At 45.7% G+C, this 14,030-nt stretch carries 10 protein-coding genes and 2 tRNA genes; 2 read left to right on the forward strand and 10 right to left on the reverse strand.

Features of this window, described 5'->3' with window-relative positions; all coding sequences use genetic code 11:
• The 7 genes from AAEY80_RS13615 to leuS form a co-directional block, all read right to left on the reverse strand.
• A tRNA-Lys gene (locus AAEY80_RS13615) sits at nt 1-73 on the reverse strand.
• Nucleotides 74-229: 156 nt separating this feature from the next.
• A tRNA-Lys gene (locus AAEY80_RS13620) sits at nt 230-305 on the reverse strand.
• A 607-nt stretch (nt 306-912) separates the two neighbouring features.
• The gene (locus AAEY80_RS13625; RefSeq protein WP_350588478.1) at nt 913-2,913 is read right to left on the reverse strand and encodes a MacB family efflux pump subunit; all 2,001 of its coding nucleotides are present in this window, start codon (nt 2,911-2,913) and stop codon (nt 913-915) included.
• A gap of 119 nt (nt 2,914-3,032) precedes the next feature.
• A complete protein-coding gene (locus tag AAEY80_RS13630; protein WP_350588479.1) occupies nt 3,033-4,361 on the reverse strand; it encodes an efflux RND transporter periplasmic adaptor subunit in 1,329 nt (442 codons plus the stop codon).
• A 276-nt stretch (nt 4,362-4,637) separates the two neighbouring features.
• The gene (gene holA / locus AAEY80_RS13635; protein WP_201582263.1) at nt 4,638-5,717 is read right to left on the reverse strand and encodes a DNA polymerase III subunit delta; all 1,080 of its coding nucleotides are present in this window, start codon (nt 5,715-5,717) and stop codon (nt 4,638-4,640) included.
• Nucleotides 5,718-5,775: 58 nt separating this feature from the next.
• Nucleotides 5,776-6,438 carry an LPS-assembly lipoprotein LptE gene (locus AAEY80_RS13640; RefSeq protein ID WP_025653082.1) on the reverse strand — a complete coding sequence of 221 codons (663 nt, stop codon included), beginning with the start codon at nt 6,436-6,438 and terminating at the stop codon, nt 5,776-5,778.
• A 122-nt stretch (nt 6,439-6,560) separates the two neighbouring features.
• Complete coding sequence (leuS, locus tag AAEY80_RS13645; protein ID WP_025653083.1) at nt 6,561-9,248, reverse strand: leucine--tRNA ligase; 2,688 nt, start codon at nt 9,246-9,248, stop codon at nt 6,561-6,563.
• A gap of 143 nt (nt 9,249-9,391) precedes the next feature.
• On the opposite strand from leuS, the gene AAEY80_RS13650 reads away from it, so the two are divergent.
• Nucleotides 9,392-10,009: a hypothetical protein gene (locus AAEY80_RS13650; protein WP_025653084.1), complete on the forward strand. Its 618-nt coding sequence runs from the start codon at nt 9,392-9,394 to the stop codon at nt 10,007-10,009.
• Nucleotides 10,010-10,045: 36 nt separating this feature from the next.
• Nucleotides 10,046-10,417, forward strand: a complete 372-nt coding sequence (locus AAEY80_RS13655) for an arsenate reductase (protein WP_025653085.1) — start codon at nt 10,046-10,048, stop codon at nt 10,415-10,417.
• 86 nt (nt 10,418-10,503) lie between these two features.
• Here the strand turns inward: AAEY80_RS13655 and argB are convergent, their stop codons facing one another.
• From argB to dut, 3 genes are all read right to left on the reverse strand, one after another.
• Entirely contained in the window at nt 10,504-11,415 is a 912-nt protein-coding gene (argB, locus tag AAEY80_RS13660; protein WP_201566345.1) for an acetylglutamate kinase, read from the reverse strand.
• A gap of 36 nt (nt 11,416-11,451) precedes the next feature.
• Complete coding sequence (locus AAEY80_RS13665; RefSeq protein WP_201566346.1) at nt 11,452-13,320, reverse strand: phosphohexomutase domain-containing protein; 1,869 nt, start codon at nt 13,318-13,320, stop codon at nt 11,452-11,454.
• Between the two features lie 123 nt (nt 13,321-13,443).
• Nucleotides 13,444-13,908: a dUTP diphosphatase gene (gene dut / locus AAEY80_RS13670; protein ID WP_201566347.1), complete on the reverse strand. Its 465-nt coding sequence runs from the start codon at nt 13,906-13,908 to the stop codon at nt 13,444-13,446.
• Nucleotides 13,909-14,030 lie beyond the last annotated feature (122 nt).

Genomic DNA, 14,030 nt, shown 5'->3' on the forward strand with positions numbered 1-14,030 from the left:
TGGGCCGACCGCGACTCGAACGCGGGACCAATTGATTAAAAGTCAACTGCTCTACCAACTGAGCTATCGGCCCTGAGAAGCGTTAAAAAATTGCATGACAATTTTAGCTTCGCAAGATAAATTTCCTTAAAGGGAAATTTATTAAAACTAGACATCAAAAACAATGTCTTTAAACTTATAACGCTACTACCGAATAGGGTAGCATACATGATAAGAATCATACTAAAGATGGTGGGCCGACCGCGACTCGAACGCGGGACCAATTGATTAAAAGTCAACTGCTCTACCAACTGAGCTATCGGCCCTGAGCGAGGATAACACGAAACACTGCTTCGTCTGAGCGCAAGAGAATTTACATTTTCGTAAGTTCTAAAAACTCAGTATCCAAACTAGGTTTGCATTTACTGCAAGATAAATTCCCTTAAAGGGATATTTATTAAAACTAGACATTAAAAATATCTATAAGCTTAACTTCTTTATCTATTCTTGAATCAATATCAAAAGAGACAATAAGCTCGTTTACTCGTTTAGATTATTTGTATCTCTAAACGTGAGAGCACATTATATATATTATTAAGACAATTACAACCCCGTAGAACAAAAAAAGTGTAATTGAGGCAAAACAATGGGTATTTTTATTATATTCACGAGTAAATGCAATTTTAGAAGGGCAATTTTAGAAGGTCAGTTAGCTAAGATAACTGACTGAATAAATACAGTTAGTCCCAAATAAGATGAGTACAAGTATTATAGCGTGCTACTGGTATAAATTTTCTTTGCTTGCTGTGCCTGCGCAGTTTCGATGCTATGAAAAATCCATCCCAGTAGCACTGTGTTTATTCTATAGTGGAACGACTATAAGGTAGCGTCTGATTTAATCGTTCGTTCACTATTTAGCAATTATCTATCCGTTTAATCTCTAGACAGCGCTTCTACAGGATCCAGTCTGGCCGCATTGCGTGCAGGCAAGAAACCGAAGATAACACCAATCAGCGTCGAGCACAAAAAGGCGGCAATGATAGAGGTGGATGAATAAATGACTTTAAAGCTATCGCCACCAACGCGGTTAATGACCTCACCAATCGCAAATGCCAGCCCAATACCAAGTAGTCCGCCTAGAATACAGACCAGTACGGCCTCGATTAAAAACTGCTGCATAATGTCGTTTTGACGAGCACCGACCGCCATACGTACCCCAATCTCATTGGTGCGTTCAGTGACCGACACCAGCATGATATTCATCACCCCGATACCACCAACAACTAGTGAAATAATAGCGATTGATGAAATCAGTAAGGTCATGGCAGTGGTGGTCGATTCGATGGTTTGGCGAATCGAGTCTGAGTTGCGTATGCGAAAGTCATCGGTACCATGGCGACTTTCCATCAGTTCGGAAATGGCTGATTCTGCAGCGGCCGATGAGATATTATCATCAATGAGGGCGACAAAATTTTCAATATAGGCACTACCGATAAGTCGCGACATCATCGTGGTATAGGGCATATATAGCGTAGGCGTATCGACAGAACCTCTGCCGAAGCCGCTAGAGTTGGGGGCTAAGACGCCAATGACTCGCCCTGGTACGCTACCTATCAGCATGACTTCACCGATGGGGTTGGGGTTGTCCGGAAAAAAGGTATTTTTGGCGTTGTTGTCGATGATAATGTCTTGAGTACGGCGTAAGATGCTGTCCTCATCAAAACCTTGACCCTGAACCAGTGTTTCGCCACTGACATCAAGATAGTCTTTACCCACACCACTAACGCTAGCCGCCTCCTGGACGCTGCGATAACGCACATTAATATTGGTATCGAGCTGCGGGCTCACACTAACGACATAGGGCTGATCAGCGACCGCTTGGGCGTCTTCTGGCGTTAAATTGTCATCATTGTATTGCCGTCTGGGATCGCCATAAGGATAGCCGTCAGAGACGGTAATAGTATTGGTGCCAAGAGAGCTAATATTGGAGAGGATCTGCGCCTGTGAGCCTTTACCGAGACCGACGACTGATACGACTGAGGCGATACCAATAATAATGCCTAGCATCGTCAGTAAGGTGCGCATTTTATGAGCACGCATGGCCAGTAATGACATCTTAAACGCTTCAAATATACGGTCGATAAAGCTGCTAAAGGTACTCTTTCGATGTTTGTCTAAAATAGGCTCAGGTTTTACCTCTGTTCGCTGGTAGCGCTCATTTTCATAGTCAGCAATCACATAACCGTCTTTGAGCTCAATTACCCGCTCGGCTTGTGCCGCAAGGTTGGGATCATGCGTGACCATGATAATAGTATGGCCTTGGGCATTTAACTCATACAATATCTGCATCACATCGTCGCCAGACTTACTATCGAGTGCCCCAGTTGGCTCATCCGCTAAAATAATGTCGCCGCCATTCATCAGTGCCCGAGCGATAGAAACACGCTGCTGTTGTCCGCCTGACAGCTGATTAGGACGATTATTGACTTTATCTGCCAATCCCAAGTCTGCTAGCAGTTTCTCGGCTCGCTCGTTACGGGCTTGCCCATCCATCCCTGCATATACTGCAGGCACCGAGACGTTATCGCGCGCGCTGATATCGCCGAGTAAATGATAACGTTGAAAAATAAAGCCAAAGTGCTCGCGGCGCAGTTTGGCCAACTCATCGGCTTCTAGGCGGTCAACGGGTTTGCCAAATATTTTGTATTCGCCAGCACTGGCTTGATCCAAGCAGCCTAAGATGTTCATCAGGGTCGACTTACCCGAACCCGATTGACCAATGATGGCCACCATCTCACCTTGATTGATAGTCAGATCGATATCATGAAGCACACGAATGGTTTGTTCACCCGCTTTAAACTCTTTTATCAGCCCTTTGACCTGCATCAATGGGACGTCTGCTGCGATATTAGGGTTGGGGTTGCCACTATTCATCTAGAATGCTACCTATATCAATACTGCTAATATGAATCAATTTCAAAAACTTATCTGCTGGGCGATGTTTGCTGAGCGATGTATCTGTGCAGATGGTACGCCAATTTTAGTGCTAGGCATTAAAACGGACGTCCGCCTCGGGCATTTGCTTTTGCGGGACCTTCTTCGCTTAAGATGACTTCATCGCCTTTATTAAGACCACTCAAAATCTGAACATTCACGCGGTTGTTAATACCAGTCTTCACTATTTGCTCGACGACTTGACCATCCGCTTTTAGCACGCGAACCTTGGATGTTTTTACGTTCGGATCCTCATTTCTGCTTTTGGTATTTTTAGTATCGCCAGCAGGTTGCAGGGCCGCAGAGGGGATAAGTAGCGTATTTTTTGCTTGATCAATAACGATATAAACCTGCGCGGTCATGTCGATACGGAAACGGCGATCGGTATTGGGCACTTCAATATAACCGACATAATAAATAGCCGCGTCCGTTGAGCTGGTGTCACTGATACTCTCAGGGGCGGGTTCAATCGCCTTGAGGACAGAGTCAAATTTTTGATCAGGATTACCAATGATATTAAAGTAGACGGGCAAACCCGCTTGGACATTAATAACGTCCGCTTCAGAGATTTGCGCGTTAATACGCACGGTGGATAAATCCGCTAAGGTAACGATGGTTGGCGCAGTCTGATTGGCGTTGACCGTCGTCCCTTGCTCAGTGGTCACCGATACCACTGTTCCTGACATCGGCGCACGGATGGTGGTATAGCTTAAATCTTCCTGCGCAGTGCTAACGTTGGTTTGAGATTTACGTAATGCTGCCTGTTGGCTGTTGATATTGGCCTCAGTTGTTGCAATCGCTGCTTTTGCGGTATCGATAGCAGCGCGGGCATTGGCGACTGATGCTTGTGCGGTGGCAACTTTGGTCGCTTGCGTATCGTAATCTTGCTGTGATATGGCATCGATAGCCAGTAAACCTTGCAAGCGTGAGAAATCTGCTTGTGCTTGCTTTAATTCAGCTTGACGGCTGGCAAGATCCGCTTGCGCACTTTTTAGACTCGCTTGACGGCTTAGCGACTCGGCACGCGCGCTTTGTAACGCCGCTTCACTTTGCTCGAGGCTCGCTTGCTCATTACTTAAATTATTCTTTTGCGTCACCTGATAAATCTGCGCAATTAAATCGCCTTTTTTGACTTCATCACCGACGTCGACAAACAGCCGCGTTACTTCACCAGATACCTGCGCCCCAACATCGACGGTATTTAATGCCTTTACTTTACCCGATGCCATGACGTTATTTTCGATATCGCCAATCTCAGCGGTCGCCGTTAGATAGTTGGGTGTGGTGTCTTTTGGTTTAAAGGTTTTGTAGGCTAAAGCCCCTAAAGCTACGATGATAAGGGCAATGACGCCCCATTTAATAGCAGACTTTTTGCTCATTTTGCGCATGACAACAATCCAATCACAGTTAAATCAAGTGTAGCTATAGTAGAGGCTTGGCGACCAAAAGGGAATGGCAATTAGTTTGCGAAACGTTAAGGTAGTTTTTGAACATGGTGGGAATAGAGAAAAAATAGGAGGGGAATTGCAAAAGTAGATATATCTGAAAACTATAGAGGGCAGCAGAAGGCATCGGAGAGCATAGAAAGTTTGTTAGAAGTCATTACTGACGCTATTTTTGACAGGGAATGGCTGCATCACATCAATAACAATAGTGACTGAAATTTATTGCGCAGCAAACAAGCGCTTACCTGTTAATTCAAGTGCAGCCTGCAATAACAACTCCCACGCCGGCTGTCGAATGAGACCTTTAATCGCTTGGTCACAACGATATAGCAGGGCAGGCCATTCAGCCGTTTGCGCTGTCGTTTGGCGGCGGCACGCTTGTTGATAGAGAGCTTGTTTGCTACGCCAAATACCCAGTGCTTGCGGGTCTTGGCCATCCATTAATTGTATAATTTGGCGCATATCTTTACTGATTGCCCACAGTACCAAGGTCGTCGGCTCATCAGTGGCTTGCAGCTGAAAAATGATTTTTGCCACTTGTGCGCTATTGCCTGCCAGCATTGCATCAGATAAATCAAAGACGCTGAATTGAGCGTCGCTGACCAAGGCGGCCTGAAGATCTTTGATGTCTAATGCTACGTTTGGCGCGGTCGTTGTAGACTGATTATTGCCTTCGTGAGTTGCGTCATGACTACTAGCATCCAACTGCGGTGCAAATAGATAAGACAGCCGCCACAAGGTTTGATAAGCACTTAGCAGGTGATGCTCGGTGTGCGACATGAGCAGTTGCCACGCTTCTTGCGACAGCTTGAGTCCAAATTGCTGGGCTTGAATCTGCAACAGCTGCTGACGTTGCTGTTCGTTGTATAAATTGCAGTCAATGATGTGACCGTATTGCGCAAATGGCGCAAACCACTTGCTGCTTTGCGCGCGTTTGTCTTGCTTGGGCGTTAACCATAATAAGCTATGACTGTGCGCCCCTGTTTGTGCCTCGACAGCAAAGCGCTCAAGCTCAGCGATAACGGCTTTATCAGGTTTATGATTACCGGTTACGATCAAGGCGCTGGCATCATCAAATAAAGACTGGCTACCAAGCTCTGAGAGTACTTCTTGCCAGCTCTTAATCGACACCAGCTCTATACGTTTAATCGCGTAATTCTGCGCACGCCAATGCGGACGCAAGGCATCGATCAGCCACTGACTCAATAACGGCTCATCTCCATGTGCCAGCCACAAACCAGCTACGGCCACGGATGACTGTAGTAGTTTGGGATAGGCTTGTATAAAAGACTCTTGCATAGACTAATGAGGACACAGGTTTATGAGAATGGATGGACAGAATACCTTACGCTAACCATTAAGGGGTTGGTGTGCTTGGAACGATAACAGCCGTAGACGCTGAGCCTGTTTGTGCCGTTTTATTGGCATTGGCAGGGGTGACTCTAGGCAATGCAATGGCAACATATTGATCAGTGATACGGCGTGCCAAACTGTCATAGAGCCAGTCACGAATTTGATCGCCTTGTTGGTCATCGGTACTGACCGATGCCTCATTATACTGGTAACTGCGCTCGACTTGGATAGGGTTGGTTAGTGTCACCACTTTGCCATTTTGTAGGGTTTGGTAGCTGACATCTGCTGACAATACCAAGCGGATTTCTGTTAAAACACCGACCAATTCATAACGCTTAAAGCGCATATTTTTGACGCTAATCGCAGCAATGGGTTCCGCCGTCGCGTTTTTATTGTTATTGGTAATATCGACCAAGGTCATATTATCGATAACATCGACGCCCAAGGCTTCTAGGCGTCGTGACAACGGTAACTTTAGTGGAAAGGAGGTGCGATTGTCTTCGATGATGATGGCTGTTTTGGCCACATCAAATAGCATCGGTGTGCCATAACCTCTTAGCTGAAAGCCGCAGCCACTAAGAGCCGCTGTGGCTCCCAGTACAGAAAGCAGTGGCAAGCTTGCGAGTAATGCTGTCGCTAGCTTCTGTGCATTAGACTTTTTTGCCATATTGCATTGTCCACTTGGCTTGCTTAATTTCGTTTGAGATGACTGCACAGCTCGCTGCTTACAAGACATAATCGCTATCCTTATGTTGATAAAAAGGCTTAAAACACTACGTTTAAAAAAGTTTAGCCTGCCACCACGATATTGACCAGTTTATTCGGCACGACGATTTCTTTTTTGATGTCACCCGTTAGGAATTTCGCCACGCTTTCTATCGCACGCGCTTGCGCCTTTAGCTGTTCAGGGTCGCTGTTCGGCGCGACATCCATCTTACCGCGCATTTTGCCGTTGACCTGTACCACCATCGTGATCATGTCTTGTACTAAGGCACTTTCATCGACGGCTGGGTAGCTCAGGGTAAGGGTATCCAGCCCTAACTGCTCAAGTAAGTGCTCGCCCGCGTGTGGCGCGTAGACTGATAGCATAATAAGCAGATCAATCAACGCTTCATGCTGCACTTGTAGGTCTTGCTCACTATTTGCTTTAAAGCCAGTCAGCTCGTTGGCCAGCTCCATCAAACTTGATACGGGCGTGTTTAGCGCCAGACGATCACCCAAGTCACTATCGATCTTGGCAATGGTCTCATGAGTTTTACGGCGTAAATTTTTCGCTTCTTTGCTTAAGCCATCAGTTTTCAAGGCGACATTATTGAGTGTCTCAAGGCTTAGGTTTGCTTCAGTGAGCGCTTGCATATGCTCAGTAGCAATACGCCATACTTTTTTAACAAAATTATAAGGGCCTTTTAGCGCGTCATCTGACCATTCTAGCGTCTGATCGGCAGGCGCGGTAAATAGGGTATAGAGACGAACGGTATCAGCGCCGTATTTATCAATAGTGATCTGTGGATCAACACCGTTGTTTTTGGACTTAGACATTTTTTCGATTTTGCCAATGGTTACTGGCTGTCCATCAGCTTTTAAAATCGCTTTAATCGGTTGACCACGCTCGTTGTAGTCGATATCGATGTCTTCTGCGAAGTAATACGTCGTGCTGCCATCGGCATTAAGACGGTAAAAAGTACCGGCAAGCACCATACCTTGGGTCATAAGATTGGCAAATGGTTCATCGCCTGACACCAGTGACTCATCGCGCATAAGCTTATGGAAGAAGCGTGCATAAAGCAGATGCATGACGGCGTGCTCTACACCGCCAACATATTGATCGACAGGTAGCCATTTATTGGCGGCAGACTTGTTGACCATGTTCTGTGCATCATTCGGACTGGCAAAACGCGCATAGTACCAGCTTGACTCCACAAAGGTATCAAAGGTGTCAGTCTCACGTTCAGCAGGGTTGCCACATTTCGGGCAAGTGGTATTCACAAACTCTGGAATGTTTTTGAGTGGATTACCGCGACCATCAGGAACGACGTCAGTCGGCAAGACAACGGGCAAATCTTGCTCTTCAACAGGTACGGTACCGCAATGCTCACAGTTGACCATTGGAATAGGGCAGCCCCAATAACGCTGGCGAGAAACACCCCAATCACGGAGACGGTATTGGATTTTTTTCTTAGCCAGTTCTTGTGGCTCAAGTTTGGCTAACATAGCCTCAAACGCTTGCTCAAAGTCTAAGCCATCAAATTCACCTGAATTGACCAAAATATTGCGCTCAGTATAGGCAAGATTAATCTCAGCATCGTTCGCCTTTGCGTCTGCTTCTAACTCATCAAAATACCCAGCAGGGATATCGATAACTTGTTTAATTGGTAGCTTGTACTTAACGGCAAATTCATAATCGCGCTCGTCATGTGCCGGTACTGCCATAACTGCGCCAGAGCCGTAGCTCATGAGCACATAGTTGGCGACCCATACGGGTACTTCTTCGCCGGTCAGTGGATGCGTCACGGTAAGACCGGTATCCATACCGATTTTTTCAGCTTTGGCTAGATCGGCTTCTGCCACTGAGCCTTTTTTACACAGCGCATTAAACTGGGCAATCGCCTCATCATGCTCAGCGGCGTACTGTGCCAATGGGTGCTCAGCAGCAACCGCCACATAAGTGACGCCCATCAAGGTGTCAGGACGCGTCGTGAATACATCTAGGGTATTGGTTTCGCCAGCAAGCTCATAAGGGAAATGCACTTCCATACCTGCGCTACGACCAATCCAATTGCGCTGCATGGTCAGTACTTCTGATGGCCAGTGACCTTCTAATTGATCCAAATCGTCAAGCAATTCGTCAGCATAATCAGTGATATTAAAGTAATACATCGGAATGTCGCGCTTTTCGACCGCCGCGCCACTACGCCAACCTTTACCGTCAATGACTTGCTCATTGGCTAAAACCGTATTATCAATCGGATCCCAATTGACCGTCGCCAGCTTCTTATAGACCAAGCCTTTTTTGTATAACTGTAAAAACAACCACTGCTCCCACTGATAATACTCAGGGCTACAAGTGGCAAATTCACGTGACCAATCGATAGACAAACCTAGCAATTTTAGCTGCGCGCGCATGCTGTCGATATTGGCAAACGTCCATTTAGCAGGTGGCGTCTGATTGGCAATCGCAGCGTTTTCAGCGGGCAGGCCAAAACCATCCCAGCCCATTGGCTGCATGACTTCATAGCCCTTAAGGCGATAGTAACGGCTCAGCACATCTGAGATAGTATAGTTGCGCACGTGACCCATGTGCAGCTTGCCGCTTGGGTAAGGGAACATCGACAGCATATAACGACTTGGCTTGTCGCTTGGCTCATTGCTGACTTCAAAGCGCTTATCCGTTGCCCATTTGGCTTGTTGTGCGGCTTCAATAGCTTGTGGGTTATAATAATTATTTTCTGATTGATCAGATGTCACAGTATTGCTCATAGTCGGCTCTAGATTGAATATTTTGATAAGAAATTAGATACGCTAGAATAGCGCAAATCGGCAAAAAATGCGATGGGGCAACGTAATAATAGAGCAGTATTAAGAAGTATATAACAACTTATGAATCCACAGTAAGGCTCGGCATGCAAAAACTAAAGAAAGGTCAGGTACTAAAGTATCCTATTGATTTGTATTTATCGAACAAACACATGCTGTCGATTTTGGCTTTAGGTTTGTTAATTTTTCCGCTGTATTATTATGGGCTACCCATCGCAAAAGATGAAGGTTGGTTTTTCATTATAGTGATGTGGTTATCAATAATTTTGATAGCTGTTGCGGTATTCACGGTATTATTTGCCTTTATTACTGGTAAGCCCGTTTTTCAAATTACAGATAAAGGGATAACGATTTTACAAGTCTTGCGCCGACCACAACAGAGATATTTGTTGTGGCAGGATGTTGAGTGTATAGGTATCGATTGTCGAGTCATCAAGCGCCACGAAATTTGGCTATTAATGATTCAACCTAAACAAGGCAAAATTATACAATACCCCATAAGGTCTATGAGATATAAAGATGCCATCTTGAATGAAGTGGAAGTGGTGCATTTAGTGCAACTTGCCTCTGAAGGCCGTTCCGCTATACATTATGGGCCTATAGGAATGGAAAGAATTAAACTGATCACTCCAAGAGTGCAGTGGTTATTGTTAGCCTTGATTTTTCTTTGTATAGTTTTCTATCTATTTTTTATGATTAAATAAAAGTACGCGCTAAATATAACCCCTTAAGGATTAATTATGACCATCACTATTTACGGTATTAAATCTTGTAGCACGATGAAAAAGGCTTTTACTAAGCTCGATGAGCTAGGCATCAGCTATGATTTTCATGATTATAAAAAACAAGGTATCGATAAAGAAACGCTTCAGCGTTGGGTCAACGAGCTTGGCATTGATAAAGTATTAAACAAGCGCGGCACCACATGGCGTAAGCTCACCGATGAGCAAAAGCAAGCCGCTGATACTAATGTAACTAATGCCATTGATTTACTTGTCGAAAATACCAGCATGATTAAACGTCCCATCGTCGAAGGTCAGCTTAAGAATAAGGATCAGGCGGTCTTATTGTGCGGTTTTGATGAAGAAGCATTCGATATGAACTTTTCGTAAAGGAAATTTTGGTCAAGTGCAAAAAATCCCGAACTTAGCAATGACTAGGTTCGGGATTTTTCATATTTGAATTTGAGAGCTTATCGCTAGCTCATGGCAGCATCGATTTCACGACTAATCAGCGTACCAACACCTTCGTTAGTAAAAATCTCTAACAGCGTGGCATGCGGGACACGACCATCGACGATAACCGCGCTTTTTACGCCGCTACGTACTGCGTCAAGCGCGCATTGAATCTTAGGAATCATACCACCTGAGATAATGCCATCTTCAATAAGACCATCGACTTTCTTTGGCGTAAGTCCAGTCACGACTTCACCGTCGCGTCCCAATACCCCTTTGATATTGGTTAGGAGCATGAGCTTTTCAGCTTGCAAAAATTCAGCGACTTTTCCCGCGACCAAATCAGCGTTGATATTGTAGGTATTGCCTTCGCTATCAACACCAAGCGGCGCGATAACAGGGATAAAGTTGGAGGAGATAAGCATATTAATCACGTCTTTATTGACGCTGACCACATCACCAACAAAACCTAAATCAACGGGCACCGCAACACCATCTGCACCAATTTTTTCCATCATTAGCTTTTTGGCTAAGATTAAGTTGGCGTCTTTACCGGTAAGTCCAATAGCGCTACCACCATGTTTATTAATTAAGCTGACGATAGATTTATTGACGCCGCCGCCTAGTACCATCTCGACGATATCCATGGTGCTCTTGTCAGTCACGCGCATACCGTCGATACGATCCGACTGGCGCCCTAGTTCTTTTAGCAGATTATCTACTTGCGGACCACCGCCGTGTACGACGACAGGGTGCATACCAACCGTTTTTAGCAAGACAATATCGCGGGCAAATGAGCTTTCTAGCGCGGGGTCTGTCATAGCGTTGCCGCCGTATTTGACCACGATGAGCTTATCAACAAAGCGTTGAATATAGGGCAGCGCTGTGGTTAGTACTTCAGCGGTGATTTTGGCTTCATCCAGATTAAGCGTCATGACTAACTCCTAAAAGATATGGGTTTAAAAGGCTGGTTATTCAGAAATAAGGTCTGCAATCTGCGCTGCCAAATTTTTATCAAAGGGACGGCAGAGCGCGACGAAGCGTGCTTGTATGTCTTTTAAATCCGCTAAGCTGTCGCCAGCAAAGCGCACGGTCAAATGATGACTGGTGTTTGATTGGCGCAATACGCCAAAACCATGAGCGAAATCTAAGCGTACGCCATCAATACAGGTCAGCCGAGTGCCACTCGGTAACAATTGCTTGGCTTGGGCTAAGGTCGTATGCTCGACACTCGACACACAAGAGCATGATGATGAGCCATGAGCCGCAGCCAAGGTATTGTCGACGTCATCAAAAGGCGGCGTAACCAAACGTTGTAGATAATAACAAAATTCTGCTAACTGTTGCACGATTGGGCATTGTAGAGACGCGCTATTGGGTAAAGGTAAATAATGATCCGCTGTACTGACCAACGTCGGTAATTGACGGGTGATATCAGTCAACCGAGGAGGGCGGGAGGTCTCAATGGCTTCGCCCCATAGACCAACGGCGGCTGATGCGTTATCAGCAAGCGCCGCTGTATATACCAGCCAATGCAGCAGCCGTAAGCCGGCGTACATCGCATCATCATAAGCAGTAAAATAACCGTCGTTAAAAATAAAATGTCCAGATAACTCGCCTGCGAATAGGATTTGACTGTCATCGACCCGCAGCTGTTGCCGCATTAAGCTACTGCCGGTTTTGCTTAGAATGGGAGTCGCCCCCAAGTCGCTTAAGAGCATAGGCAGATGGTGTGAGCATTTAATATCAAACAGTACTTGCGGGCTCACGGTATCAGCCTGCCACGGTTCTGGACGCTCGCTAATGGCAACTGAGGCGAGCAAATACAGTAGATGGTCAGGCATAATCACTTTACCGCTGTTGTCGACAATCATTAATCGATCGCCATCGCCATCGAATGCCAGACCAATATCGGCAGTATTTACGATGACGGTTTGTTGCAGTTCGGCCAATCGATTCGGCTCAGTAGGGTCAGGGTTGCCCATAGGAAAGCTACCATCAGGCGTGTCATTGATGATGATAACGCGCTGACAGAAGGTCGTGAATAACGGTAGGGCGATTCTACTGGTCGCCCCATGCATACAATCAATAACGATGGTTAGATCAAGTTTTTTAAAGGTTCGTTTGTTGCTAGCAGATAGGCTTTGATCGGGATAAATATTGATAAATACATCGGCAATGGCATCAATATAAGGCGCTGCCACAATATCAGTGGGCAAGCCTATAACGGATAATATCGACGGTGCTGTAGCGTCATCACTGTGGCATGCATTTGAGAGTTTAGGGCTGTCATTGCCATTGTCACTGTTATTGTCATTTTGATTGTTGCGTTGGTTAGCCGCAAACGCTGTCAAATCTTGATAAAGCAACTGAATATCTTCGGCACTAGGAGAGGCGTTGCCAACCAGCCACTTGATACCCAAAATGCCTTTGGCAGAGTGACTGGCGGTGACCATGATGCCATGACCGTCGTATTGCTCAGTCCAAAATGCCATCATCGGTGTAGTGACCAAGCCTAAATTAATCACTTGCAGGCCTTGCTCTTGCAGGCTGGCCGCTAATGCCTGAGCCATGCTATCGCTATCGCAGCGTACATCATAGCCGATGATGACCGTGGTTTCTTTTGGTGTATGATGCGGTTTAGCATGGCTTTTACAAATATCGCTGTTAGCAGTATCGCCATTAGCAATGAGCTTGCCATGTTTGGCAGCATGGTAGCTTTTATAAAGTCGTACAAAGGCGCTGCCCAAAGCCTTTATAAAATCTGGCGTAAAGTACTGCTCGTCGCCGCGAATATCATAAGCACGAAATAAGGAGTGCTGCGCAGCAAAAGACGGCATCGCTTACTCTCCTTATAGTCGTAATAAATGGGCTAGTGGTGAAACAAAAAATCGCTGATTATTTTTATTGCTGCGATTGATGCTAAATGAAAATCCAATAATGCTTAATGCTTATATTCAATGCTACTGACGACCAGAATGTCCAAAACCACCCGCACCGCGCGCGCTTTCGTCACTAAATTCAGACACCACTTCAAACTCAGGACGGGCAACGGGTACGACGACATATTGCGCCATACGCTCTGCTGGATTGAGCACAAAGTCTTCGTTGCTGCGATTCCAAATGCTAACCATCAGCTCACCTTGATAATCCGCATCAATCAAGCCGACCAAATTACCCAAGACGATACCGTGCTTGTGACCTAGACCTGAGCGCGGCAAAATCATTCCGGCATAATTAGGGTCTTGAATATAAACGGCAAGACCTGTACCTATTAAATGCGTTGCACCCGCTTTAATCGTCAAAGGTTCATCGATACAAGCGCGTAAATCAATGCCGGCACTGCCATCAGTGGCGCGAGTAGGAAGAGAAAACGCTTTGTCTTCGGTGATTTTAGGGTTTAAGACTTTAACTTGTACAGCTTGCATAACGCACTCACTTAACGATGTTTTGATTTAAGTTGATTTTATGTTTCTTGGATTCAACATTGAAGTGCAACGCACCCGAAGCTAGATTTTACCTCAAGAGGCGTTCTAAACCCTAGCACCTT

The sequence above is a fragment of the Psychrobacter sp. 78a-MNA-CIBAN-0178 genome (assembly GCF_040309625.1).
Taxonomy (GTDB): Bacteria; Pseudomonadota; Gammaproteobacteria; order Pseudomonadales; family Moraxellaceae; genus Psychrobacter; species Psychrobacter okhotskensis.

Coding starts and splice junctions, on each gene's coding strand:
- AAEY80_RS13665 (WP_201566346.1), bottom strand. CDS start 13,320: ATGCCGTCTTTTGCTGCGCAGCACTCCTTATTTCGTGCTTATGATATT.
- leuS (WP_025653083.1), bottom strand. CDS start 9,248: ATGAGCAATACTGTGACATCTGATCAATCAGAAAATAATTATTATAAC.
- argB (WP_201566345.1), bottom strand. CDS start 11,415: ATGACGCTTAATCTGGATGAAGCCAAAATCACCGCTGAAGTACTAACC.
- dut (WP_201566347.1), bottom strand. CDS start 13,908: ATGCAAGCTGTACAAGTTAAAGTCTTAAACCCTAAAATCACCGAAGAC.
- AAEY80_RS13650 (WP_025653084.1), top strand. CDS start 9,392: ATGCAAAAACTAAAGAAAGGTCAGGTACTAAAGTATCCTATTGATTTG.
- AAEY80_RS13630 (WP_350588479.1), bottom strand. CDS start 4,361: ATGCGCAAAATGAGCAAAAAGTCTGCTATTAAATGGGGCGTCATTGCC.
- AAEY80_RS13655 (WP_025653085.1), top strand. CDS start 10,046: ATGACCATCACTATTTACGGTATTAAATCTTGTAGCACGATGAAAAAG.
- holA (WP_201582263.1), bottom strand. CDS start 5,717: ATGCAAGAGTCTTTTATACAAGCCTATCCCAAACTACTACAGTCATCC.
- AAEY80_RS13625 (WP_350588478.1), bottom strand. CDS start 2,913: ATGAATAGTGGCAACCCCAACCCTAATATCGCAGCAGACGTCCCATTG.
- AAEY80_RS13640 (WP_025653082.1), bottom strand. CDS start 6,438: ATGGCAAAAAAGTCTAATGCACAGAAGCTAGCGACAGCATTACTCGCA.